The sequence below is a fragment of the Clostridium sp. DFI.1.208 genome (genome assembly GCF_024463855.1).
In the GTDB taxonomy this organism is placed as follows: domain Bacteria; phylum Bacillota_I; class Bacilli_A; order Erysipelotrichales; family Erysipelotrichaceae; genus Clostridium_AQ.
In genome coordinates this window covers 1-26,467 of the sequence record NZ_JANGCA010000054.1, presented here as the reverse complement: position 1 = coordinate 26,467, position 26,467 = coordinate 1, and the positions used below count along the sequence as shown (strand labels likewise).

General features: G+C 44.1%; 25 protein-coding genes and 1 tRNA gene. 22 read left to right on the top strand and 4 right to left on the bottom strand.

The window, feature by feature from the left end; all coding sequences use genetic code 11:
- Nucleotides 1–171: 171 nt before the first annotated feature.
- From NE665_RS19585 to NE665_RS19575, 3 genes are all read right to left on the bottom strand, one after another.
- Nucleotides 172–1,569, bottom strand: coding sequence for a PTS transporter subunit EIIC (locus NE665_RS19585; protein WP_117442046.1), 1,398 nt, complete (start codon nt 1,567–1,569; stop codon nt 172–174).
- An 81-nt stretch (nt 1,570–1,650) separates the two neighbouring features.
- A complete protein-coding gene (locus NE665_RS19580) occupies nt 1,651–2,496 on the bottom strand; it encodes a PRD domain-containing protein (protein WP_117442045.1) in 846 nt (281 codons plus the stop codon).
- Between the two features lie 5 nt (nt 2,497–2,501).
- On the bottom strand, nt 2,502–2,984 hold the full coding sequence (locus tag NE665_RS19575; RefSeq protein WP_117442044.1) for a PTS glucose transporter subunit IIA: 483 nt from the start codon (nt 2,982–2,984) through the stop codon (nt 2,502–2,504).
- A 990-nt stretch (nt 2,985–3,974) separates the two neighbouring features.
- On the opposite strand from NE665_RS19575, the gene NE665_RS19570 reads away from it, so the two are divergent.
- Together NE665_RS19570 and gltX are read left to right on the top strand one after the other, a co-directional pair.
- A tRNA-Gln gene (locus NE665_RS19570) sits at nt 3,975–4,050 on the top strand.
- 121 nt (nt 4,051–4,171) lie between these two features.
- On the top strand, nt 4,172–5,632 hold the full coding sequence (gene gltX / locus NE665_RS19565; protein WP_117442043.1) for a glutamate--tRNA ligase: 1,461 nt from the start codon (nt 4,172–4,174) through the stop codon (nt 5,630–5,632).
- Between the two features lie 149 nt (nt 5,633–5,781).
- Here gltX and NE665_RS19560 read toward each other — a convergent pair whose 3' ends face one another.
- On the bottom strand, nt 5,782–8,118 hold the full coding sequence (locus NE665_RS19560; RefSeq protein ID WP_118654752.1) for a PRD domain-containing protein: 2,337 nt from the start codon (nt 8,116–8,118) through the stop codon (nt 5,782–5,784).
- A 301-nt stretch (nt 8,119–8,419) separates the two neighbouring features.
- Between NE665_RS19560 and NE665_RS19555 the strand changes: the two genes are divergently transcribed.
- The 20 genes from NE665_RS19555 (at nt 8,420) to NE665_RS19460 (ending at nt 26,211) form a co-directional block, all read left to right on the top strand.
- Nucleotides 8,420–9,187: a PTS sugar transporter subunit IIC gene (locus NE665_RS19555; RefSeq protein ID WP_178760030.1), complete on the top strand. Its 768-nt coding sequence runs from the start codon at nt 8,420–8,422 to the stop codon at nt 9,185–9,187.
- A 3-nt stretch (nt 9,188–9,190) separates the two neighbouring features.
- Entirely contained in the window at nt 9,191–10,039 is an 849-nt protein-coding gene (locus tag NE665_RS19550; RefSeq protein WP_117442041.1) for a PTS system mannose/fructose/sorbose family transporter subunit IID, read from the top strand.
- A gap of 18 nt (nt 10,040–10,057) precedes the next feature.
- The gene (locus NE665_RS19545; RefSeq protein WP_117442040.1) at nt 10,058–10,711 is read left to right on the top strand and encodes a bifunctional 4-hydroxy-2-oxoglutarate aldolase/2-dehydro-3-deoxy-phosphogluconate aldolase; all 654 of its coding nucleotides are present in this window, start codon (nt 10,058–10,060) and stop codon (nt 10,709–10,711) included.
- Between the two features lie 4 nt (nt 10,712–10,715).
- A complete protein-coding gene (locus tag NE665_RS19540; protein WP_117442039.1) occupies nt 10,716–11,192 on the top strand; it encodes a PTS sugar transporter subunit IIB in 477 nt (158 codons plus the stop codon).
- Nucleotides 11,193–11,207: 15 nt separating this feature from the next.
- Nucleotides 11,208–11,633 carry a PTS sugar transporter subunit IIA gene (locus tag NE665_RS19535; RefSeq protein ID WP_117442038.1) on the top strand — a complete coding sequence of 142 codons (426 nt, stop codon included), beginning with the start codon at nt 11,208–11,210 and terminating at the stop codon, nt 11,631–11,633.
- Between the two features lie 16 nt (nt 11,634–11,649).
- A complete protein-coding gene (gene dat, locus NE665_RS19530; protein WP_178760031.1) occupies nt 11,650–12,540 on the top strand; it encodes a D-amino-acid transaminase in 891 nt (296 codons plus the stop codon).
- A gap of 2 nt (nt 12,541–12,542) precedes the next feature.
- Nucleotides 12,543–13,688, top strand: coding sequence for an alanine racemase (gene alr / locus NE665_RS19525; protein WP_118654751.1), 1,146 nt, complete (start codon nt 12,543–12,545; stop codon nt 13,686–13,688).
- Entirely contained in the window at nt 13,685–14,557 is an 873-nt protein-coding gene (locus NE665_RS19520) for a YitT family protein (protein ID WP_178760032.1), read from the top strand. Before alr ends, NE665_RS19520 begins: the two co-directional genes overlap by 4 nt.
- A gap of 5 nt (nt 14,558–14,562) precedes the next feature.
- Complete coding sequence (locus tag NE665_RS19515; protein ID WP_117442111.1) at nt 14,563–15,051, top strand: hypothetical protein; 489 nt, start codon at nt 14,563–14,565, stop codon at nt 15,049–15,051.
- 198 nt (nt 15,052–15,249) lie between these two features.
- The gene (locus NE665_RS19510; RefSeq protein WP_233104790.1) at nt 15,250–17,277 is read left to right on the top strand and encodes a hypothetical protein; all 2,028 of its coding nucleotides are present in this window, start codon (nt 15,250–15,252) and stop codon (nt 17,275–17,277) included.
- A 67-nt stretch (nt 17,278–17,344) separates the two neighbouring features.
- Nucleotides 17,345–17,782: a PaaI family thioesterase gene (locus NE665_RS19505; RefSeq protein WP_117442035.1), complete on the top strand. Its 438-nt coding sequence runs from the start codon at nt 17,345–17,347 to the stop codon at nt 17,780–17,782.
- Nucleotides 17,783–17,882: 100 nt separating this feature from the next.
- Entirely contained in the window at nt 17,883–18,800 is a 918-nt protein-coding gene (locus tag NE665_RS19500) for a LysR family transcriptional regulator (protein WP_117442034.1), read from the top strand.
- A 132-nt stretch (nt 18,801–18,932) separates the two neighbouring features.
- A complete protein-coding gene (locus tag NE665_RS19495) occupies nt 18,933–19,448 on the top strand; it encodes a hypothetical protein (protein WP_117442033.1) in 516 nt (171 codons plus the stop codon).
- A gap of 99 nt (nt 19,449–19,547) precedes the next feature.
- A complete protein-coding gene (locus NE665_RS19490) occupies nt 19,548–20,372 on the top strand; it encodes a signal peptidase I (protein WP_117442032.1) in 825 nt (274 codons plus the stop codon).
- Nucleotides 20,373–20,420: 48 nt separating this feature from the next.
- Nucleotides 20,421–20,852: a hypothetical protein gene (locus NE665_RS19485; protein ID WP_117442031.1), complete on the top strand. Its 432-nt coding sequence runs from the start codon at nt 20,421–20,423 to the stop codon at nt 20,850–20,852.
- A gap of 111 nt (nt 20,853–20,963) precedes the next feature.
- The gene (locus NE665_RS19480) at nt 20,964–22,757 is read left to right on the top strand and encodes an aminopeptidase P family protein (RefSeq protein ID WP_117442030.1); all 1,794 of its coding nucleotides are present in this window, start codon (nt 20,964–20,966) and stop codon (nt 22,755–22,757) included.
- Between the two features lie 181 nt (nt 22,758–22,938).
- On the top strand, nt 22,939–23,553 hold the full coding sequence (locus tag NE665_RS19475; RefSeq protein ID WP_233104789.1) for a CpXC domain-containing protein: 615 nt from the start codon (nt 22,939–22,941) through the stop codon (nt 23,551–23,553).
- Nucleotides 23,554–23,602: 49 nt separating this feature from the next.
- Nucleotides 23,603–24,433, top strand: a complete 831-nt coding sequence (locus NE665_RS19470) for a hypothetical protein (protein ID WP_117442029.1) — start codon at nt 23,603–23,605, stop codon at nt 24,431–24,433.
- A 725-nt stretch (nt 24,434–25,158) separates the two neighbouring features.
- Complete coding sequence (locus NE665_RS19465) at nt 25,159–25,626, top strand: hypothetical protein (protein WP_256302606.1); 468 nt, start codon at nt 25,159–25,161, stop codon at nt 25,624–25,626.
- 162 nt (nt 25,627–25,788) lie between these two features.
- Nucleotides 25,789–26,211 (top strand): hypothetical protein, encoded by a 423-nt coding sequence (locus tag NE665_RS19460; protein WP_256302605.1) that lies wholly within the window; start codon nt 25,789–25,791, stop codon nt 26,209–26,211.
- The last annotated feature ends 256 nt before the right edge of the window (nt 26,212–26,467 follow it).

Here is a 26,467-nt window from a genome sequence, read left to right as displayed (position 1 = left end):
TAACTATAGTTCTTTTCAACATATTTACATTCACAATTTCAAAGATCGAATACTATATTTTCAAGTATTTTATATTTCATACTTTTTCATAAATTACTACTTGACTTTAATATAGTTGTCTTTCTATCACCGGTCGGATGAGGAAGGCGCTCCTTCCTTCACCCTATAAGGTTATCGCTGAATATCTTTTTCGTTTTTATCAAAGCCGAAGAAATAAACGAAGAGAGCCGTTGATACAAAGGCAATCGCACATGCAATCATACCGTTGATTACATTGGCCTGAGAGCCTCCCAAAAAGCATAACGCTGCAAAGATGTTTGAGGACGGTACAAGGGTTGCGTCGATGACACCGGTTAAACCGGCATAGGCTCCACCTAAGAAACCACCCGCTAGCAGCCCGATAAAGGGCTTTTTATATTTCGTGCAAATACCGTAAATTGTCGGCTCTGATGTCCCCGCAACAATAGCGGTAATTCCATAAGATAATGCGAGCGCTTTTTGTTCTTTGTTTTTCAATCGGAAGAATGCACCGATACCTACCCCCATGATGGAGAAGCTGGAAACGGAAACGGCTACTGCGGCAAATCCATCGCTTCCATAGGTGGCAAAAATTTGGAATAGGGTTGTAAGCAATACCATATGCATACCGGTCATTACTAAAACAGGATATAATGCAGCAATCAAGCCGATGCCGATAAAGCCTGCAATTCCTTCCAGGGAGAACAGTGCATCTACTACATATTGTCCGATGAATGCTCCTGCCGGACCGAATACACATAAGGCGATGGGCAGCATGGCGGCAATTGTAAGGGCCGGTGCAAATACAGAACGAATTGCTCCAGGTACGATACGATCGAAGAATTTAGCTATATAAGACATAACCCAGTTTGATAAAATAATCGGTACGATGGAGCTTGCATAGCTTTGAACATTGCAAGGAATACCATATACGGTGAATGGTTTTCCTGCTAATCCGACAAATGTTGGATGAATGAAGATTGCCCCCATCAAAATTCCGAGAACCGGATTCAGATTGAATTTTTTTGCACTGGTATATCCGATGATTACCGGGAAGAAATAAAATGCGGCATCTCCTACAAAGGTGAATAATGTGTAGATATCATTTCCTTCACCGATGACATTCAGCAGCTCAGGACCCAAAATAGCCGTTAGCATTTTAAAGAATGCAGAAGCGACAATGGCTGGAATTGCAGGCCCCATGCTTCCGGAAATAGCATCTAAAATTCCATTTCCAATAGATTTCAATGTGATTTTTTCTTTTACAGCAGGAACGGGCTCTCTGTCTGTGTTTTCAAAATCACCTAGCTCACACAGCTCTTTATATACATCCTTAACTTCCGGACCAATTACAACCTGCACCTGTCCACCGGCTTTTACGATACCTAAAACGCCTTGAATCGTTTCTATCTTTTCATAGTCCGGTATACTTTCATCCTTTAAATTAAAGCGAAGGCGTGTTTGACAATGCAATACCTTAGCAATGTTTTGCTTTCCGCCGATTTCTTCCAAAACGCTCTTTGCAATTTCTAAAGCTTTATCTTTTTTCATACTATGTTATCCTCTCTGATTTTCTATAAAATAAAAACCTTCACACAATAAACATCAGGCAATGTTTATATTGTGCAAAGGTTATGCCGAATCATTCGTTACACCCTCATGGGAACACAATCGATTTACATGGAGAATTAAATATAATAATTCCTCATCCTCAATACTCCAACTAAATTTATGAAATATTGATGCTTTGATTAGCAGTACACAAGCAAATGTTTCCGGGTATTCTTTTTTCAATACTTCAAACAATTTCCTGTTGGTGCTGCTGATTTCACTATATTGGCTTTTTCTTCTGAATAGATATTGCATATGTGATGCAAATCTAGAATAATTAAATGAATTTGTATCTATTGAAACCTTCATCTGCGCTTCGATAATCCTCACAATTTCTTGAATAAACTCAGATTTCAGTGTGATTTGATTATTTGAGCTATAGGTTTCTTCAGAATTGATGATATTCATGGCAATCGCATATATTTCCGATTCCGGCAATGCTGCCTTTAGATTTTTCTGTAACAGATTCAATGTATACCTTGCAATTTTTACTTCCACCGGATACAAATCTCTCAATTCGTTTGCGATTGGCGTCGCAAATATCATGCCCTTTTTCAACCGTACAAGGGCAAAATTCAAATGATCTGCCAGTGTAAATACAGCATTTTGCTTTAAAGGAACACTCAGCATTGTAATCGCCAAATCAATAACATCCGCAGAAATCTTAAAGATTCCCGAATCAATGTCCTCAAATAAGCTTATGTATTCAGAATCCACGTTATAAAACGTACGGTCAATCTTACTCAAATCATCCAATACATACGGACATTTCGGAAATCCAATGCCCAATCCGATCGCAATCAATTCTCTGCCGCTATGATCCTTACAGATGGCTGCGTTGTTCCCCAGCTTTTTTATGACCTCCATATGCTTTACTTCTTTTCCAGAGATATGACTGGATCCGTGTTTACAGTAACAGCATCCCCCTTGTGGATCGTAATATGAAATTCATCTGCATTCGTGATAATCATAGGCGTATCGATTTTATATCCCTGCTTGCGGATTGCTTCGATATCAGCCTCCATGATCAAATCGCCCTTTTTTACTTTTTTTCCTGCTTCGATTTTTTGATGGAAACAGCTTCCTTCTAATTGGACAGTATCGATTCCAAAATGAATTAGTATTTCAGCACCGTTTTCTGCCTTTATTCCAATCGCATGCTTTGTGGGAAATACCGTCATCAATTCACCATCGCATGGCGAACAGATGTTTCCATCCTCAGAAATGAAAGCCACACCAGGTCCCATCATTTCAGACGCAAAAACCTTATCCGGAACTTCACCTAAGCTCATCATTTTTCCATTGATCGGTGAAGCCAGTTCCACTATTTTGCTTTTCTTTTTCAATCCGAACATAATCGCTCCTAATCTAGAAAGCAAACATTATCTTGCTTCCTTCATTCCCTGCGTAGTACTATGCACAAATCTCTGGTTAAGCCTCAGACGAGTTACTCTCATCGATTTCTCCAGAATTATCCCACGATTTCGTAGTGCTGTCAAGCGCCGTGTGCGAAGGTATGAATTTTATGTTCAAATTATAGATGTGCCTGAAAAGCTGTAAAATAAAGGGATGGACCTCCTGTCAATGCTGTGGTTTACGGTTCATATTCTCAGCATCCATCCCGTTAAGCAAAATCCATACAGCGATAAGAAATCGTATTCTATATAATAAAGGCCTGTTCTGCTTTTACATATCTTAGTGGAAAGCTGACCTTCTAATATTCTGGAAGATTAGTGGCAAATTTACGGTGCGTTGGCGCTTTCCTGTAATTCGTCTGAAAAAGGCAAGGACCAGGCAGGTGAGGCGTGTGATATCCCGAAGCACCACCTGTTCATATCCCATTTGATCATTCGCACAGGAACTAAGACACTCCAATATATATGATATACGGTATATATGATATACGGTCTTTCTATGGGGGATAGCCAGCTCATGCAGGGAAGGCAGATGAGCTTCAGGATTTGAATTATCCCTTATCAAAATATTTTTTCCGGCATAAGGAAAGAACACGATGCAAAACGAAAGAATAGAGTTGTGTAGGATGATTTCGTCTTATTCTTCCATCGCTGATGCAATCCTTTTTCATAATTCCATGTAAGGAAAGCTACCGGTGGTTATGATTCACAGCGCTTTGAAAATAGAGAAGGATCAGCATATGAGAGTAAATGAAAATATAGGACCTGTTCCATGGGCTCCATATTCTAATAGTTCATAGATAAATCACATATGTAGGAATTGGCTGTGAGTCGAAACCTATAGGTTAAAAACTTTTTTGATTTTTTTAAAATAATCTATTGACAAAACCATAGAAAACAAGTAGAATAATGTCGTTGCCGCTGAGAGATTGGGGTATAGCCAAGCGGTAAGGCACCAGACTCTGAATCTGGCATTTCCTTGGTTCGAATCCAAGTACCCCAGCCAATAAAAAACGAGAGTCGCTTCGGCGACTTTTTTGTTTATCACGGGGAAGCACCCTGCATTTAGTTGGGAAATGCCAAGCTGCTGCTACATATAGAAACATAAAATGGAAAGGAAGGCCCGTATGAAAAAAGTAAGAACAAGATTTGCACCAAGTCCTACCGGGTATATGCACATCGGAAATCTGAGAACGGCATTGTTTGAATATCTGATCGCCAAGCATGAGGACGGAGATTTTATTCTGCGTATCGAGGATACCGATCAGGAACGCTACGTGGAAGGCGCTGTCGAAATCATATACGATACGATGAAGGAAGTCGGTCTGCATCATGATGAAGGACCGGATATCGGAGGAGAGTTCGGACCGTATGTACAGTCTGAGCGTTTGCCGATGTATAAGGAATATGCCGATCAGCTGGTTGATCTGGGAGGCGCACATTACTGCTTCTGCGGTGAGGAAGAAATAGAAAAACAGAGAAAAGAGGCGGAAAGCCTGGGAATCTCTTTCAAATATGATGATCCATGCAAGCATGTATCGGTGGAAGAGGCAAGAGAGCGTATTGCCAAAGGGGAAAAATATGTTGTACGTCAGACGATTCGTCACGATGGAGAAACATATTTCGATGATGAGGTATATGGCCGCATTGAGGTGGATAACAGCATACTGGATGAATCCGTACTGCTGAAAAGCGATGGCTACCCGACCTATAATTTTGCGAATATTGTGGATGATCACCAGATGGGCATCACCCATGTTGTGCGTGGAAACGAGTATCTGTCCTCCACACCGAAATATAATCTTGTTTACCAGTCCTTTGGCTGGGACATTCCCACCTATGTGCATGTTCCACCGGTCATGAAGGATGAACAGCACAAGCTGAGTAAGCGAAACGGGGATGCCAGCTTTCAGGACCTTGTGAAAAAGGGGTATCTTCCGGAAGCGATTCTGAATTACATCGCTCTGCTTGGATGGTCACCGGAAACAGAGCAGGAAATTTTTTCACTGGATGAGCTGATCAAGGTATTCGATATCAAGCGTATTTCCAAATCACCGGCGATTTTTGATATCGACAAGCTGACATGGATGAACGGTATGTATCTGCGTGCGATGAGCACGGAAAAATTTTGTGAGCTGGCGAAGCCGTATATCGAGGAATCGGTGCACAGACCAGTGGATATCATGGCGGTTGCACGCATTCTGCAGCCAAGATGTGATATTCTGACCTCTATCCCGGAGAGTCTGGATTTCATTGACGAGCTGCCGGACTATGACAATGCCATGTACATTCATAAAAAAATGAAGACAACCTATGAAATTGCATTAAAGGCATTGCAGGCTGCGCAGAGTGCTCTGTCTGCACTGAATGACTGGTCAAGTGAAGAGAACCTGCATGAGCTGCTGTTATCTTTACCTAAACAGATGGAAATGAAAAACGGACAGATTTTATGGCCGGTACGTACAGCCATCACCGGAAAGCAGTTTACTCCGGGGGGAGCCATTGAAATCGCTCATATCCTCGGAAAAGAGGAAACCCTACAGCGTATTGCAAAGGGCATCGAAAAGCTGGAGGCTGAGCTTGCCTGATTTACATAGAAATGCTATAGAAAAGCGGACAACTGCTGATGAAGTATCACGCAGAGCCCGCTTTTTTTATGCATGTGTGAAGGAAGGGAAAACAAAATTTGAAATACTGAAGTAATTGTACAAGGGGAATGCACATGGGAATTCAGGAGCTACATATATTCCAGAAAAATCTGTGTGATTGTGGCGATTTCAGCTTTGGATATACTGATGTTGAAAATATTGTTCAATTCATTCAGCTCCAGACTGATCGTATTGTACACATCGGCATGGGAATTGATAATCTCCCGTGTTTTTTTATTTGGCAGGGGGTCGTTGCGGATGGCACGCTCAATGACGAATGCCCCATGTATGATGAAGCGAATGGTGATTTCATCGCTATAGCTAAGCTTCAGCTTTTTCAAAATATTCAATAGAACGATCATCAAAGAAGAGGAGGCCTTGTTCGCGTCCAGAAATACCAGCGACTGCTGGAGTATCTGGCGGGAAATACGGTCAATCAGCGTGCGCGAGTTCTCACTGAGCGATGCGGCAGGAAAGCTTGGAGTCTGCGGCTGATTGTATTCCTCCATATGCGCATGCTTCCGTGCGGATATCGTATTGAGAATGAGGGGAAGGGAAATGGGGGCAAAGCTTTGCACATCGATATGCAGACGGCTGCTGATCTGTTCGCCAATCTCTGTTAAAGGCGCAATATCGCTGAACAGCAAAAGGGTTTCGTGGTTGTCGATCTGCTGGATGCGATTGCATACATGTTCCAGAAAGAAGTGGAATTCCTTTCTTCTCCAGGCCTCGGAATAATCGATGGAATGACAGTTATCATACAAATTGGCGGAGCGTATGTATTTTTCATAATTTGCGGCGATATCTTCCCCATGACAGAGAAACAGTAGCGGGGTTTTTGCCTCCAGCCTCTGCATGGCCAGCTGCAGGTAGGTGCTGATCAAAATGCGCTCATCCTGCGGCAGTATGACCTCCAGCTTGGATTGGATGATCTGTGCAATATCATCCGTGATAGCATCGGTGCGCTTTGTCCCAAGACCATGCGACGGTGTAAAGCTGCAGGTGTAAGTATCGTTCTTCAATTCCGTTATGAGATTTTGCAGGTATTCAAATAATACAAAAATCATCGTCTCCTTCTGCCTGAGCGGCGTGGATGCCAGCAGCGGAAACATCAGATCGTAAAGCTCTTTGACAAATATGGAGCGAATCGTATTGATTTCTATTTTCTCTGTTTTTTTCAGCATGGCGTTACAGATGGAAACGATCTGCTCATCATCATGGCAATCAATCAGCTGCTGCTCATTCAAAAGCGCATGCTGCAGGGTCGTAAAGAACCGGCAGGAGGTCTGTGGTATGAAGTAAAGCACATCGCCATCAAACAGATCGAGGATGCTGTGCAGCTGTGCAAAGCGGGAGGAAACATCCCGTATGCTGTTCAGCATGTCGTCGGACAGATGCTCAAAGGTGACATCGATGATGTTTGCTCTGCGCTGGATAAAGCTGTAGTGTGCGCGAATGATGGAACGGCGCAGCTCCTGCAGGAAGCTGTGTGTGGTATATGCTTTGTCAGCAAGTGCCATACAGGTGATCACATTTTTATGCAGACAGATGGTTTGATTCAGGATGTCGGACTGCCATTGTATTTCGGCAAAAATAATTTCCAGACGTTCCTTCAGTGTGCGTTGCTCATAGCAGGGAAACACCATCGGATAGTCGATGAGTCCTTGCAGGGCTGCGCTATCCTGCTTTTCCATATCGTGAAACAGATAACAGATTTTCCAGCTGCTATGTAAGGCGGCGTGCTGTTTCTGTAATTTTTGCTGTACCTGCTTGATCATGCGCATATCACTGCATTGGACATCCAGAATGAGGAAGGCGGGGGTATCGGGATGAATATTAAAAATCTGATGCTGTACATCCGTCGCATCCTCCAGCTCCTGCTCCAGAATTTGTGTATGCTTGCCAAGCAGCTGAAGCTCCTTTGCCTTTTCGATAAAAAAATTCAGAAAATGGTGCTTGCCTTCTCCATAGGGCGCACAAAGTGCCATGCTTTGCAGGGCTTGGGGATACATGAGAATCGCCAGCAGCTCCTGATACAGAGGATGCAGGGATTCATTTGCGTGTATACCGGTATAGGTAAGCTTGTGCCTGCTGCTATCCTCACGCACGCGCACGGGCTTATCCTGATGCAGATACTCCTGTATATCTCTTCCTACCGGCAGTGTATAAGGAACCGGCTCTGTCGAAAAGGAATGTATGACACCGGCATCCAGATACAGGGTGGGACGTCCCTGCAGCTTGATGAGCCGGTTTTCACGGTGCAGCTGATTAAGGACGCGGGAAACGTTGGTTCGATCTATCTTCAGAATCAGTGCGATGTCATGCGCATTGCAGCTGCTGAAATCATAGGTGTGTGCGGTAATACCGTTTGCCGTATAGCTGGCAACAAGATTTTGAATATCCTTTGTACGAGGTGCTTTTTTCATAACTTCCTCCACTTTTTGGTGCTGAAATCCCAAGCTGCGGGATGCACGCTTATTGTCTGTTTGCACACTTATTATAGCACGGATATGATTTGTGTGGAGATGGAAAGCACACATATGCAGATATCGTTAAAAATTGCAGATACTGGAAAATATCACCTTCTTTTCTTGTCTTTTGAATGACACGAATGTAAAAAATACTGTGCTTTTACGTTATTTGACGGAAGGTTTTTGAGCGTTTATAGTATGTGTGTAAACAGTCAGTAGCTACTAGGTTTTCAAAAAACATGAGAGGAGAAAACACATGGAAATTAACTTTTTACAGGCAGCGCTTATCGGGATTTTGTATTATATGACGCTGTGTTCACCGCCCTGGCTTACCGGAATCGTACACGTATCCATTCGCCAGCCGCTTGTATCCGGCACCATCGTCGGCTTGATTCTGGGGGATCCGCAAAACGGTCTGATTATCGGTGCAACGATCAATACCGTAGTCCTTGGGTTCCTGAATGTCGGAGGTGCGATACCAAGTGATCCCGGCATTGCAGGGGTTGTTGGAACATCGCTTGCGATAGCGACAGGTGCCACTCCACAGGTCGCCGTTACGATTGCTGTATCCTTTGGTCTTGTCGGTACCATCGTCTGGAATCTGCGAAGCACCATCAACTCCGTATTCGTACACATGGTGGACAGTGCTGCTGCACAGGGAGATATGAAAAAGATTTACTTTGTACAATTCGTACTCGCACAGATAGCAACCTTCTGTATCTCAGCCGTACCGGTCTTTGGCATTCTGTATTTCGGAACCGATGTGGCAACACAGGTGCTGGATGCCTTAAAGGGAACTCCGATGCAGATTCTTACAGTAATCGGACAGATACTGCCGGCTATGGGGATTGCGATCATTCTGCGTCTGCTGTCCAACCGCCCAAATATTATTCAGCTGTTCATGCTGGGCTTCGTGCTGTCTATTTACGGCAATGTGCCGATGATTGTCATCGCCGTTGTAGCCTTTATTATCGCATCCCTGTATTCTGATCTCAAATTCAACAGAGCAAAGGAAGAGGTGTAACGTATGGAACAACAGGTAACAGATACCAGAATGCAGACAGAGAAAAAGCTGACAAAAACCGATTTGAATAAATGCTTTCTTCTCTGGCATCTGCTCGGAGAAGCAACCCTGAGCTATGAGCGTCTGCAGGCTCCTGGTGTGCTGGGCTGTCTGGGTCCGGTGTTGAAAAGGCTGTATGGAGATGATAAGGAAGAATTCGTGAATGCATGTCAGCGGCATATGGAATTCTTCAATACGGCCGGATATTACGGCGGCTCTATCATTATGGGGCTGGTATGCTCTTTGGAGGAGGAGCGTGCAAACGGACTGCCGATTGAAGGAGAGGACATCAGTGCAATCAAAACCGGACTGATGGGACCTCTTGCGGGTGTGTTTGATGCCCTGCGGCAGGGGACCGCAATCCCTATTGTTGCCTCCATCGCCATCGGTATGGGAATGGATGGCAACTTCTTCGGTCCGATCTTCTACATGCTTGTAACCGTATTTTATGTCATGGTGCCATGCTACTGGATGTTTCAGACCTCCTATAAAAAAGGAAAGGAAGCTGTCAACGGTTTGTTTGCGAGCGGTAAGCTGGAGCGCTTTATGACGCTGGCTACAGCGGTCGGTGCCATTACGCTGGGAGGACTTGCGGCTACGACCGTTACCGTTACCTCCTCTACGATTTTGCATCTGGGAAGCTCGGACATGGTTCTGCAGGAAACCATCTTTGATGCGATATTCAAGGGCTTGCTGCCAATCGGCTTTGTCTTTCTCTCTTACTTCCTGCTGCAGAAAAAGCTGTCAACATCAAAAATCATACTGATTCTGATCGCCATCGCCATTGTCGGTGTGCTGATTGGTTTCTTCTAAGAAAGGAGGAAGGACTATATGGAAACAAGCAGAGCCATGCTTGAGGAGCATAAGCTGATCGTGATTTGCCGGGGTGTCTATGGTGACACCCTCTGCAAAACGATGGAAGCATTATACAAGGGCGGTATCCGTCTGGCAGAGGTAACCTTTGATCAAAAAAGCAAAGATTATACGGAAACACTGGATGCGATCACCATGCTGGAAAAGCACTTCCGGGGCCGTATGGCAATCGGTGCAGGGACGGTTATCAACACCGAGCAGGTGGAACTGGCGCATCAGGCAGGGGCTGCCTACATCATTTCGCCGAATGTAAAGGAAGCGGTTATTCGCAAGACGAAGGAGCTGGGCATGCTGTCTATACCGGGAGCGCTGAGTCCCACCGAGGTATTAAATGCGCATGAATACGGGGCAGATTATGTCAAGCTGTTTCCGGCTGCCAGAATGGGGGCCTCTTATATCAGGGATTTGATGGGACCGATTTCTCATGTGAAATTCATTGCGACAGCCGGGATCACAGAAGAAAACATTGCAGAATTCGCATCGATCGGCTGCACCGGCTATGGAATCAGCGGACGCTTACTGGATAAGCAGGTGATTCAGGAGGGCCGCTTTGAGGAATTGCAGCATCGCGCCGAGGCATTTATCGCCTGTCTACAGAAGAAAGAGGAATAATCGTATGAAAAATATTGTATATGCACGTGTCGATGATCGCCTGGTACACGGGCAGGTCATGACAGCCTGGGTATTGCATACCAAAGCCAGCAAGGTGATTATTGTGGATGATAAGGCCGCAAAGGATTCTTTTATGAAAATGATCATGAAATCCGCAATGCCGAGCAGTCTGGAACTGGAGGTGCTTTCCGTAAGCAGTGCTATCTCCTATCTGAAGGAAGCAGGCAGTGAGGATGAACGTATCTTCCTGCTTGCGAAAACGCCGATGGTCTTTCTGGATCTGCATGATGCCGGTGTTTCCATACAGGAAGTGGGCATCGGTGGAATCGGTGCCAGAGCAGACAGACGGAAGCTGTATCGCAACATTGCGGTAAATGAGGAAGAAATGAAAAGCATCAAGGCTATGCAGAGCAAGGGCATGGACGTCTATATTCGAGTCGTACCGGATGATAAACGAATCGAAATCAAAGACGCAGTGTAGGGGAGGGCACGTCGTATGATAGGACTGGTACTCGCCACACATGGGCCTTTGGCAGAAGCCTTTGTCAGCAGCGGAAAGCTGATTGTCGGAAATATCGGAAATGTTGCACATCTGGGGCTGTTTCACGGGGACAGCATCGAACAGTTTGAACAAAAGGTCTATCAGGCAATCGAGCAGGCAGATGAAGGAGACGGTGTGATCGTTTTGACAGATTTACTGGGGGGCTCCCCCTGCAATGTCACAGCAAAAGCAATCGGAAGACTCTATAAGGAAAAAAAGCTGGAATGCTTTTACGGTATTAACCTTCCCATATTTCTGGAGGCTGTGACCTCACGCAGGTTCATGGATTTCGATCAGCTGAAGGAGCACATGGATGAGGTGTTCCGGGATACCTATGGAATGCTGAGTGGGAAAATATGCTATGCAGCATGCAAGGAATAGAAAGAAGGATATCAGGATGAATAGTACAGAAAAAAAAGGAATCGGGGAACGATATTTATGGAAGGGAGTCATGGTGGATGAGCAGGATATCCATATCTCTCTTCAGGATCGCGGCTATGTCTTTGGAGACGGTTTATATGAGGTTGTACGCGTATACAATGGAAAGCTGTTTGGTCTAAAGCGGCATCTTGACCGTCTGTTTCAGGGAGCGGAAATCGTGAAGTTCAATCTGCATTATACAAAAGAGGAATTCCAAAGCTTCTTCCAACAGCTGGTCGAAGAAAATGCTTTGCACAGCGGCTATGTGTACATGCAGCTGACAAGAGGGGATGACGGTGTCAGAAATCATCTGTTTCCTGCGTGCAGGGAGCAGATGCCGGTGCTGTCCGGCTTTGCGGTACACACTCCGCGCAATGTGGAAAAAATCAAAGCGGGAACAACGGCAATCAGTGTAGAGGATATCCGCTGGAAATACTGTCATGTGAAAACATTGAATCTGATTCCAAACTGCATGGCGCGCTATGAGGCGAAGAAACGGGGGGCAGCCAAGGCGATTCTGGTCAAGGACGGCATTGTCACAGAGGAAAAATCCGGCTCTATATTGATTGTTCAGAATGGCTGTATTCTGACACATGTTGAAAATGAGGATATTCTGCCCAGCACAACGAAGAAGATACTGGAAGCACTGAGTGAGCAGGAACAGATTCCCTTTCGCGAAGACACCTTTACGCTGGAGGAGCTGTACGCTGCGGATGAGGTTATCGTTGCAGATACAAATACGGAATGCTGCGCCGTCTTACAGGTGGATGGACATTTGATCGGCGATGGAAACCCCGGGCCGATTTTGAAAAAGCTGCAGAAAGCATATGAGGCCGCCATCATTGCGGAGTGCGGCAGAGCTGAATAGCTATGGATGAGAAGATTCACTGTCGAACCTATGCAGAAATCCATACGGAGCGCATGCGGGAAAACGTGATACAGCTGAAGCGTCGTCTTACAGCGGGAACGAGATTTATGGCGGTCGTAAAAGGGAATGCGTACGGTCATGGAATCGAGCCGTGTGTGCAGGCGATTGACGATTTGTGTGACTGGTATGGGACAGCAACCATGCAGGAGGCTCTGCGTGTGCGGAGGGCAGCAGGCAAAAAGCCGATTCTTGTATTTGGCTATGTGTCGGATGAGGAGATATTGCTGGCGGCAGAGAACAAAATTACCCTCAGTGCTTATTCAGCCTCCTCACTGGCCCATATGTCTGCACGCTGTGTCAGCATGAAGGTACAGGTATCCGTGCATTTGAAGCTGGATACCGGCTTTCACCGTATGGGGATGGATTGCTGCAAGGATATACCGTGCTGCGTAAAACAGCTGCTTCCTTTGTTTTCCCTGCCAAACATAAACATAACGGGGATGTATACCCATTTGGTATACGGCGCTGGAAGCAATACAAAGGAGCAGGCGTTTACTGATGTGCAGCGGCAGCGTTTTCAAGACTGCATCAGGGCCTTGCAGGAGCAGGGAGTGGACACGGGAATCTGTCATATCTGCAACAGCAAGGCAGCGGTTCATGCTCCTGAGCTGCATATGGATATGGTGCGTGTCGGTGCATACATCTTCGGTCTTGCCGCTACATCCGAGCAGCAGTCTATTCCATTGCAGGAAGCACTTGTCTGGAAAGCGAGAATCGTGCTTCTGCGTGATATCGGAATAGGAGAAGGGGTTGGCTACGGGCATGACTTTATCGCAAAGCGACCGGTCAGAATCGCCGTGCTGGCAGCAGGCTTTGCGGATGGATACCGGCGCTGCATTGCACAATCCCCGCAAGGCTATGTTTCCATTCATGGCCAAAAGGCTTTGCTGATCGGAAAGGTATGCATGGATATGTTTATGGTTGATGTAAGCGATATTGAAGGGGTACAGGTCGGAGAATATGCACTGTTAAGCGGTGATGATGGAACCAATGCTGTCAGCAGCTATCTGCTTGGCAAAATCATACAGGGGACTGCGGGAGAAATTGCGGTGGGAATCACCGATCGCGTACAGCGCTATATCATATGAAAGCAACGCAATCCTGGCTGTACTGTATTGGCGGAGCGCTGTTGTTTTCCCTCTCCATGAATCTCTTTCTGGTTCCGCTGCACATATACAGTGCCGGCTTTTTAGGGATTGCCCAGCTGCTCAGGGACTTCCTGATGCACTGTTTGCCCTATCAGCTTCCCTTTGATATCGCAGGTATTCTGAATCTGATACTGAATATCTTCATGATCATGCTCGCCGCAAAGGTGCTGGCTCAAGAATTTGCGGTGCATACCGCTGTTGTCATACTGTTTGAATCGCTGTTTCTGTCGGTGATACCGGTGCCAAAAACACCTTTGGTGGAGGATGTCTTTATCTCTGTATTGCTTGGCTCCGTTCTTTGCGCATATGGAACCAGACTGTTCTTCAAGGGACGCGGGAGCGGTGGAGGGATTGATATCATCGGTCTGTATCTGACGAAAACGGGAAAGGGAAGCGTCGGCAGTGTTTATCTGCTTGTCAACACGGCAATCTATCTCATCTGTTTTCTCATCTATGACAGTCAGGTTGCCTTGTATTCCATCGTACACAGCTGTATTCTGTCCTTCGTGCTGGGTCGGATTCACGAGGATAATGCAGAATCAGCTGCCTTGATAATCACAGAGAATCCGAAATTGAAGCAGCAGCTGATCCTGGATGTGGGGCGCGGTGTTACGGTATGGGATGGCGCAGGCGGCTACAGCGGACGCAGGAAGGAGGTCATGATGGTGGCAATCACCAGAGGACAATACAGTCATTTGAAAAGACAGATACAAAATTGTGATGAACAGGCCTTTGTGATCTTCTTCGACCATGTGCGGGTAAGCGGATATTTTCCAAAGCTGCTCAAGGAAGGCGGAAAGAACAGGTGAAGCTGATGCAAATAGAAAAGGAAAGGGTAATCAGCTGTCGGGGAATTGTGAAAAAGCTGAATACCTATATCAAAGCGGATAAGCTTCTGATTCTTTATGAAGCAGGTGTGCAGGCCGCAATAAGAAAGGAGATTGCAGCGCAATTTCCAAAGGCTGCGGAATTTGTTGTTTCCGATACGGCGCCGATCAAGACCTTCGATAATCTGGAGGTGGTCGTTCGATTTCTTTATCACAGCGGCTGTCAAAAAGACAGTGTGTTGCTGGTAGTAGGAAATCGGCAAGTAAAGGAGCTGGGCGGCTTTATAGCAGCCAGCTACTATTGTGGAATAGCCTATCTATATGTGCCGCTCACCAGGGAAGCCTCCTTATATGATACAAGCGATAGCTGTGGTGTGGATTTGATGGGAATGCCGGATGTATTGCAAAGCTGCTATGCGCCTTGTATGGTGTTTCGGGATGAAGCTGTTTTTGAGCTTTCGTACCACGATGTGTAATGTTGCCTTACGACTTCTTGTCGGAGGCTTTTTTTTGTAAAACACGACATAAATACAACAATTTATGTTTACGTCGGGATTTGCGGACAGAAATTTCAGAAACCTTATAAATAAGGGCTTTGTGAGCATTTTATATGCTGAAATCTATGATAGAATAACAGTGAACAGTACAGCAGTGCAAGCAGGAGTGGATACGATATGAAACAAAAACTGTCATGGATTCTGGAAGCCCTTTTTCTCATACTCCTATTGGGGATAACGGTTTTGATATATGCCCCAGAGCAGAGTGAACATATTCTGCATATCCGTATGGTACAGGTCACGGGTAAAAATAAGGAAAAAGCAATCGAACAGGATTCTCTTATCTTTGTAAAGACCTTCCAAGAAAATGAGGAGCCGAGAAACAACACGCTGATCAGCTTTCGGGCTGAGCGCTTTGGTGAATCTGTAATACTCACACACATGTTTGTGAAAAGTGAGGTGCGGAATCAGGAAACCTTTTACATTACACAGGCACCGGAGAGCAGCTATTATGATACATATGAAACAAGGCATGAGGATTTAATCGGCGCCTATCTGTTTCATATGAAATATATGGGACGGGTGTATGAATTTCTACAGAGCGGTATGGGGAAAGTCATCTATGGGGCTGTGATGGGATTTTTGCTGGTAAGCTCCTTATTTCTGTTGGTGAAATCCCAGCGGCGCGATCGTAAGCGAAGGAAAGCGTTGGCTGTATCACAAAAGCCCTCACAGGAAGGTGAGCATCGTGAGCCTGTGACAACAGAGCCCGCATTACCCGCTGCGGCTGCGGATATGGATATACAGGTCAATCAGCTGGAACAGGAGATTCTGGAAAACATCAATGCAGGGAGTGTGAAAAAGCACAGCATACCGTCTTATCGCATTGCCGGTATACGAAAGGCACTGGCGGATGACAGCGATGCGGATGACGATGAGGATTTACAGGAAATCCACATTACGCAGCCTAGTGAATCCACCCCACAGACAGGGCATGAGGATCATACGGAGCTGCTTGATCAGCTGCTGGAGGAAGAAGCCGGGCATGAGCAGCAGATCATAGAAGCTGCAGCACATGCGAAAAAAGCGTATATTACGAGCGATGTTGAGGAAACGCCGCCAGAAATGCAAATGAGTCAGGAAGCAACCTTGCACAGCGATTATGAAGAAGAGGTGCAGCCTTCATTAGCAACAAAACAGGCTATGAAAAAAATCGCGGGTGCGCAACGATGTGCAGAGGATACGGCGGATGAGCTCGTGAAAGCGAAGGCAGATGTTTCCGTGGTGCGGCAGTCTGCACAAAGCCATCCGGTCTATGATACACCGCGTCATGCAGTTCCACAGGTTGTTGTTTATCCACAGGATACGCCAGAGGATATAGCGGGACTTTATAATTCCAATGCCTCAAAATTTGAAAAGAAAATCCCTTGTGTGGAGCAGTTGCATATACAGGCAGTCGGTGTGCTGGAGCCGATGATAAACAGTATTCAAGAGTCTGCACGCGAACAGCAGCCGCTCCAACCCGCACTGCCAAAAGAAAAGGAAGTGACTGTGCATACAGCGCCGGAGCCAGTAGCTCATAGCACAGAGACAATCCCAAATCCAAAGACCTTTGAAAAGGCAGAGGTGCAAGCAGAGAAGGCTGCGCCAGAAGACAAGGCACTCACTCCTGCTCATGATGCGGAAGATGGCCCGGATTCTGACTTGCTGGAAGAGGTGCGCCGCGAGGTGCAGGAGCTGCTGCACGGGACACAAGCTTCCAAGGAGACACAGAAGTCTCAGGAATACCCGGATTTCAATAGGAAATATGCAGTGAAAGAGAAGACAGGGGAAGAAACGACGGAAAAGGAAAGCAATACCAAGCAGGAAGCGATACAGCCTGTCGATCAGGCAGACACAGCAGAGAAAAATGAAGCAAAGGAGGAAGCGGGCATTGTATTAAAGGACCTGGACTTTGATTGCAGTAAACGATTTGCCACCCTGCATGGCAGCGTAAGCAACCATCTGTCTGTCCCGGTGCGCTACATCAAAGCAGAGATAGAATTGTATGATGATTTTCGCAATGTGATAAAAAGCATGAAGTGGTATCTTTGCGGCAGAGAATTCTTACAGCCTCAGGAAACAAGAGAGTTCACCTATACGGCTTATGAAATATACGGCGTTTATGATTACCACATTCGCATATTGAGCTGTAAGCAGAAGTGATAAAATTGCGCAAAATGCGTGCGTTCCTTCCGGTATGGAGTATAATATTCAGGAAGGATGTGGTGATATGGATAAACAGGTATTCAAAGAACGGGTTGCACATTTTGTGAGCCAGAGAGTCCGTGATGAAGGGACGATAAATGCAATGATGGATATGGAGCTGGTTGCGGCAGATTATGAGTCAAAAACAGTTGTGCTCAGTTTTCCGGTCAAGGACTGGCAGATGAATCCTGCCGGCAATCTGCATGGAGGTATGATTGCGACAGCGCTGGATATTACGATGGGATGTGTTTCCTATGTGATTCAGGATGTGGTATTTACCCCAACCATACAAATGGCTGTAAATTATGTTGGCGGTGTGAGCAGCGGCGATACGCTGATCGTGGAAGGTATCTGTGATCATGATGGAAGCAGGATGTCACAAACCAGAGCGATTGCCCGATCAAAAAACAGCGGCAAAGTCGTTGCAACTGCGAATGGCTCCTATATAATGAATACCAAATAATAATATTACAGAAAAAGGCAGAATCTGTGTGGGAAGGGTTCTGTCTTTTATGATATGATATATACATAACATATATCTTTACAATTAGGGAGAGCAAAGAATGAAGAAACAGCAATTACGCTACTTTGTCGAAGTGGTCGACAGCGGAAGTATCAACAAGGCATCGGAGAAGCTGTATGTGAGTCAGCCGAGTCTGAGTAGAAGCATACAGTCACTGGAAGAGGAGATGGGGAAGGAGCTGATCATCCGCAGCAATCACGGGGTTACACTGACTCCAACCGGAAGACTGATGTATTATTATGCACAGTCTATTCTTTCGCAGTTTCAGGTGCTGGAGCGTTTAAAGGATGTCAGTGAGGAAAAGCTGTACAGCAAGCTGACGGTATCTGTGGATTCTGTGTTTCTGCGAGATGATTTGATACTGCAGTTTTATAAGCACATGAAATCTGCCGCTACAGAAATTCATATGATAGAAACAACGGCAGAGCAGGTGCTGGCCAATGTCAGTGAAATGAAGTCGGAAATCGGAATCACGATTTTAAATGATTATCAGCTGAGCATCTTTCGTAAAATGGCGGATGCGAAGGAAATTGAATTGAATATTCTTGGTAAGGGTCCGCTGTATGTTCATATCAACGAGAAAAATCTGGAGGAACTGGTGGAGGAGAAGGATGCAAGAGATTTTCTGGATTTCACGCTGATTCATCTGCCATATGATTTTTTCTCAAATCTGAATATGTCATTAACGATGGATGGCGTGCAGCTGACAAGCTTCAAAAAAACAATCACGATGAGCAACTACCATGCGATTATCAATATGCTAAATCATACGGATGCCTTTATGCTGGGGAATAAATGGCAGATTGAGGAGCTAAAGCATTCACATATCCACAGCATGCGGATCAGAAACTGTGATATTCAAAAGTATTTTGTTATCATACGAAGAAACCGTGAGGTGCTGAGTGAGGCAGGAAAGGTATTTCTGAATATTATCCATGAAACCTACGCAGATATGTAGGTATACCTAAAATGCATAACCGGTGTACGGGTTATTAGCATTATACAAAGTTTCCCAAAAGGATTACAATAATAGTGTAAAAGGTAACAAAAATATTACCTAATCTCAAAAATTGAAAAGGAGAACAATTATATGAAAAAGAGTACACTATTATCGTTATTAACAGCAGGTGCTGTTATCGCTACATCCGCAGGGACATTCGCTGCATGGGATTCTACAACAGCTTCAATAGCATCAAATGAAATTTCATTTCGTAAAGGCGTATCTACAACAATAGCTCCTATTAATTTAACTTCAGAAAATGAAAATAAATTAGAAACACCGGTTTATACTGCCAACCCTACCATTACAGTAAACGATGTACCTAGTGGAGTAGATCTTTCAAATTATCAAGTAACACTAAAGGCATATGCATTTGATACAAAAGTTAATGCTGATGCTGCAGTTGCATCAAATGCTCCTGAGTCTTTTAGTACAGGGAAACTTGATACGGTCACTGTGGTCATCAATGAAACAATGGATTTTCCAAGTGATTCGAATTCTGTTCAGCCAACTATCACCGTTACACCTAACGATTCTTTAAATACAGGTACAAATAAAGCTTCTATTGTTGTTGTAGCGACTTTACAAGAAAAAACTTCAGTATAGATTAAACATTAGCCGTCATCCGACGGCTTTTTTAAAAAAAACTTTTCACCCCTCCAAAAATCCTATAAAATATAGAAGATGAGGAAAGTAGGATCGCATATGAGAAACGTAATCAAACGCATTGCAAATATTGTGTTTGTGGTTGTTGTGTTATCACTGGCAGCCTATACTTTTCTTATGGCAAAATATCCGGATGAAACAGCACAGATTACAGGCTATCGCCTATATGCTGTATTAACAGACAGTATGGAGCCCCGTATTCCCACCTTCTCGCTTGTATGTACGAAGGTACTTGATCCAGAAGAACCACTGCATTTGAAAAAAGGTGATATCATCACCTTTAAGGCGGATCGCTTTGGTGATGATATCTTATTAACACATCACTTTAATAAAACAGAAAAAGATTTCCAGGGAAATACCATATACCGCACAAATGCAGAGGGTAAGGATAATCTGGACATGTATAAGACACTGCGCAAGGACATTATTGGAACCTACGTGTTTCATATCCCCTTTATCGGTAAAATCTTTCTTTTTCTGAAAAGTAAATTCGGTATCCTGCTGTATGCAGAGCTTGTTGTAATCTGGCTGTTCAATAAAACCATACGCACAAGGTGGGCAGAAAAAGAACAGGTGTTGAAAAAGCAGAAAACCCTCTATGTGGATGCAGTGGAATTTGAAGCCCTACAGGGACATTGTGTCCTGCGTGGAGAGCTGCATAACGATACAAAATTCGCAGTGCGATTCGTGAAAGCGGAAATACAGCTGTATGATGCGCAGAAACAGCTGATAAAGAAGGATAAATGGTTCCTTACAGGAAAGGACATTGTTGCTTCCGGCGAGCATGCCCATTTCAACTATACCGTCTATGACGTGAAGGAAGCGAAATACTATAAAATTCATATCCTGAGCTATAAAAAATAAGAAACCGGTCATACTCTAAATGACTGGTTTTTTTGGGAGGATATGACTATGAAAAGAGATATGGTATATATAAGAATAGCAACTGTACTATTTGTACTGTTGATTACGTTTTCGATGTTTCGCCTGTGGGAGAACAGCATCACGCTGAAAGAGAGAATACGTATCACAACCGATGCCTTACATATGGAAATGAAGCAGAAGCTAAACAGTATGATGACCTACAAGGGCACAACCAGTATTCATGTGGAGGGGGATGCTGCCGATCTTGAAAATACGTATCTGGATATGAAGGTAACGGCATATGATACACAAACCAAACAGGATGTCAGCAATGCTCTGGATACGAAAATATATGATACCGGTATGCAGCTAAAGGGTACACATCCCATTGTTATCATCATGCAGGGAGATGCTGACAGGCTGAATGACAGGGAAATCATGATCCAGCTCACTGCACAGCTGGAACAGGCAAACTTCTAATGCGTGCCATAAGATAACAGAAAAACAAACCATAATTTTTAAGGTGAAATCTATATTCATTTTCCTTCTTTTGGAGTACAATGGTTACTGTGATGATTGAAGGAGGAACTTATGACGGTAATAGAGAAACTGAAACAATTAAGAACATTGATGAATGAAAGAAATATGGACGTATACATGATTCCTACATCCGATTTTCATGAAACGGAATATGTCGGAGAGCATTTTAAGGCAAGAAGCTTCATGTCCGGATTTACCGGTTCGGCAGGAACCCTGATCGTATGTAAGGACTGCGCTGCCCTATGGACGGATGGCAGATATTTTATTCAGGCGGCAAATCAGCTGAAGGACAGCACGATTGATTTGATGAAGCAGGGAGAAGAAGGTGTACCTACCATTCCTGCATATATACGCGAGCATATGCGCCAAAATGGTGTATTTGGTTTTGATGGACGTGTCATGAATACCAGACTTGTACATGATATTATGGAAGAGCTGAAGGATAAGGATGCTGCCATTTCCGCACAGGAAGACCTTGTAGGAATGATCTGGGAGGATCGCCCGCCGCTGCCTACGGAAAAAGGCTTCTTTCTGGAAGAAAAATACAGTGGGAAAAGCACGAGGGATAAACTGGCGGATATCCGGGCGGTGATGCAGGAACAAAACGTATCCCATCACATCGTAACCTCTCTGGATGATATCGCATGGATTTTAAATATGCGTGGCTGGGATATCAGCTGTTTCCCTGTCATGCTGTGTTATCTCGTCATTACTCACGATGAAAATCATATATTTATTGATGAGAATAAGCTGGATGAGCAGATGCTAGCGAACTTCAAGGAAAATGCTGTAACTGTACATGCATATGACGATATCTATGCGTTTGTGAAAACCATTCCTGCAGATGCTGCCGTTATGCTGCATACAGGTGTTGTAAATTATGCAATCACACAGAATCTGAAGAAGGACATCCGTATCGTGGACTGTCCGAATCCTTCCCAGCTGATGAAGGCAAGAAAAAATGAAATCGAGCTGGAAAACAATCGTAAGGCACACATCAAGGATGCTGTTGCTATGACGAAATTCATGTATTGGTTAAAAAACAGCATTGGTAAGGAAACCATAACGGAAATCAGTGCCAGTGATTATCTGGAACGCCTGCGTCGGGAACAGGAGCATAATCTGGGACTGAGCTTTTCTACGATATCCGCATACAAAGAGCATGCGGCAATGATGCATTACAGCGCAAGCGAGGAAACCGATGTCGAGCTGAAACCGGAGGGGATGCTGCTGGTTGACAGTGGCGGACAGTATCTGGAGGGGACAACGGATATCACACGAACCTTTGTACTCGGACCGATTTCTGATGAAATCCGCACACATTATACATGTGCACTGCGCGGAATGATTCAGCTGAGCAAGGCAAAATTTCTCGAAGGCTGCCGCGGCATGAATCTGGATATTCTCGCACGGGGACCATTGTGGGAAATGGGAATTGATTATAAATGCGGAACGGGACATGGTGTCGGTCATCTGATGAATGTACACGAGGGTCCAAACGGCTTCCGCTGGAGAGTTGTTCCGGAAAGAAATGACAGCTGTGTGCTGGAGGAAGGAATGACACAGTCCAATGAGCCGGGGGTTTATGTAGAAGGCTCCCATGGTATCCGGCATGAAAATGAGCTGGTGGTACGCAAGGGTGAGAAAAACGAATATGGACAGTTCATGTATTTTGAAACCATCACATTTGTACCATTCGATCTGGATGGACTTGATGTTGATCTGATGACACGCTATGATATTGCGTGGTTGAATGCATACCATAAGGAAGTATATGACAAGGTTTCTCCTTATCTGAACGAAGCAGAAAAGGAATGGCTGAAATACGCAACAAGAGAGCTTTAACAGACAGGGCAGGGCAGCAGCTCTGTCCTTTTTCTTTTTTGAAGCTTTGGAGGTCGCGTAATACAGAAAGTATGAATTTCCGTGTATGTTGCATGTGCTTCCTAGCTGAACGATGATCTTTTCTATGCTTTGTTATTGCATTATGATGGCTTACAGGTATAATGTTACGTATGGTGATAGTATGAAATCTATATTGGTGGAGCTTAACTGTCCGCGCTGCTTCTACAAAACACATAAAAAGAGTGAAACCTTGATTATGCCGGAGATGGAGCCGCAGTTTCGTAAGGAGCTGCTGGAGGGGGCATTCTTCACAAAGGCCTGTCCAAGCTGTGGAAAGATCAATACCTTTCTCCATCCGATGATATATGTCGATAAAAAGCATCGGTTTGTTTTACTGGTTAAGCCAAAAGGTGATTTGACAGATAAGGATTTTTCTATGTTTCAGTCTGAAAAGAATTGTATACGGCGCTATCTTTCCAATCAGGCGCATGTTGCTGAGAAAATCAGAATTCTGGAGGATAAGCTGGATGATCGGGCTATGGAGCTTCTGAAGTTAAAAATCATGCTGCGGGAGAAGAAAAAGGGGAACCTGCCAAAGAGCATTACGTATCAGGATAAGGAAGCAGATTCTATCTGGTTTCATGTGCAGCGAGATGAAGAAGCGGATATGATTGGGATAGTAAAGACATCCTATGATGCGATATGTTTAAAATTGCCGCCGCAAAGGAATCAGTTTGAGGAAATCGACAGCCAATGGGCACTGAATTATCTGAAACAGTCGAACGAAAGTCATTGAGTAAAATAGGGAACTGGCATATAATAAGAGAAATGATGAGGGACTCTATATGAATCATATTTCAGATACAACAGACATCGGCATCACCTTCCAAATGACACTGGATGCCTTTCTGGATGAAACACATCCGGTCAAGGACACAAATCAAAATACGTATCGTGCTGCACTAAAAAAGCTGGAGGAAGCCAATCACTGCCGCAGCTCGCAAAAGAAACAGTTGATTGCAAAAGAGGCGCTGGGGTTATGCACAGACTGTATAGAGGCTTATATGGTGCTGGGGATCAATGAACAGAATGTGTACAAAAAGCTCGGTATGCTGAAAGAGGGCATGGAGCTGGCAACCATGAATCTGGGAAAGGATTTTTTTCTGCGGGATGCATCTGATTTTTTTCAATTTGATGAAGCGAAGCCACTGTTTCATATTAAATTTGCTTATGCTGCCTCTTTGTATGAGGCCGGATATATGAGGAAGGCGCAAAGACAGTTTCAGGAGATATTGAATCTGAATCCCGAAGACCTGTTTCAGGTGCGTCACTATCTCATGAGCATTGCATTATACTTCGAGGAGCTGGAGTCTTGTAGAGAGCTGCTTGAAAAATATCGAAGAAATGATCCGTTTTCGTGTTTTATTCGTTTTCTGTATCATATGAAGGAAGAGGATTTTGAACAGGCAAAGCGGATGATTCCACTTTTGAAGGAAAAGAACAGCTTTTTGTATGATATATTGACGTATAGAAGCATGAATGCGGTTGTAACGCAGGGACTTCCCTTGGAAGGCAGTTTGGAGGAGGCTGGATATATTTACCGCATCGTTTCCAAAGTTGTACAGCCGATGGAGTATTTGCATATCTTTTTAGTGAAAAATGAAGCAGCTGATTAAAATAGGGGACGATTATCATCCATGCAAGTGCTTTTTATATACATACATATATTTACTGAAAAATTTGAAAAAGCTGAAAGAATATGGATGGATTTTGGAATATGCAAACAAAGGATGGATATAAATTTGGCAGGCGTGCGCTGGGAAATAAGTGGATGTAGAGAAGGAAGAATGAATCAAATCCTGCTATTGAAACATGTGGGAGCGGGGGTTCATCATCTGCTCATATGTTTTATGATGATATTTGTTGATTTCAATTTCACAGAGTAAAACTTTTAGAGCATCAAATGATAAGCCAATTTTCACCTCTTTTGAATATGGAGATTTCTAGAATTTTCTGTATTTTCAATAGGATATATGCTACACTGTAGATACGAAAAAAAGGAGGGGCTGACCCATGAGAAACGATATAATAGATACAAGCATACCACGTGCATTCCATACACAAAAGCCCCGGCCTTTCAGCAGTTCAAAAGCCATTTAGAAGCTTTTTTTCTTATGCTTTTTACAGATTGATTTATTCTTTTCTACCCTTGTATACAATGCTGCAGCTAAACGCTGCTTGTCGGCGGTAATAATCGCCTTGATTCTGTTGCACAAGTTTCTGTATATGAAATTAAATGGCAGGGACTTCTGCATTCCTATGAAAGCAAGAGCAGAACAAGAGCTCCACCTGATTATATTCCTGAAGTTAAGAGAATCGCAGAGAAAGAAGGGATATGATTGTGAAGGAACACACAGAAGCTGCGTCTATGATTACCGATTACGATGATAAAAAAGCATACGATATGTATTGTAAAAAGCTGTTGTCAAACAAACAGATACTCGCCTATGTCATAAAGGGCTGCATTCCGGAATTTGCAGATATTCCACTGAAGGACATACCGTCCTATATCGAAATGTCTTCCATAAATAATACAGCTGCATGCACGTATATCGATGATAAGCAGATCGAGGTCACGGATGAATCCATACCGGGATCACAGATTAAATATGATATCCAGTTTGAAGCAGCACTACCCACGAAGCAAGAAGATACAAAAAAGAGCACATGCACTAAAGAGAGACTTCGCATGATCATCAACCTGGAAAGTCAGGCAAAGGATAATCCCGTGTATCCCCTGATCAAGCGTGCCTTGTATTACTGCGGCAGATTGATGGCAAAGCAGAAGCATCCAAAGGAAGGATTTTAGCATTCCGATTATGGAAGGATTAAAAAGGTCTGTTCCATCTGGATCTGCATCGGTCACAGCAATCAAAAGAACGATGTCATCAATACCTATAGGATACAGGAAACATGTGAAACAAACATATGGCATGAAGCGAAGGAGGACTACGACCTGATAACGGCAGTCATGGTATATCCGAAAAAGGAAGCCGTACAAACAGAGAAGGAAATAGCGAATGCAGTGAAGCAGAAGGATGAGAATAAGCAGAGACTGCTGGAGCTGTTAAAAATATTGTTTATAAAAAATCTCGCAATAGTGGATAAAAAGGAACAATTGCAGAAGGGGTATGGTATACTGATGGAGAAAGAGATAGAAGAGGAGGTCATGGATATGTGCAACTTTAGTGATTTTATCGAGCAGAGAGGTATTGAGAAGGGCCTGGAACAAGGCTTATTACAGGGAAAAGCTGAAGGTAAAGTGGAAACAACACTTCTTTATGTAAAAAAGCTGATGCAGAGAATCAATGTCAATGCAGTGGATGCGATGAATATGCTGGATGTCGAAGACGATATCCGACCGGCCATTTTGCAATCTCTGCAGCATTCCTAAAAGCAATATCTAGAATAATCGAAAGGGCTGTTTATACAGCTCAATGGCATCAACCTAAGGAAATGTGGTTGATGCCATTTTTAAATATTGTGTCTTAACTACAAAATAACTGAAGGAATCATATTTTTGGGTACACAAAAACTCATTGATTATGCGTTAGAATTTTTCAAAATTACTGATATCTGGATAAATCAACTTTTCTTAACTACGGTTGAGTAGTTCTTAGTTTCCCATGACTATAAGAAGTCCTAGGCCA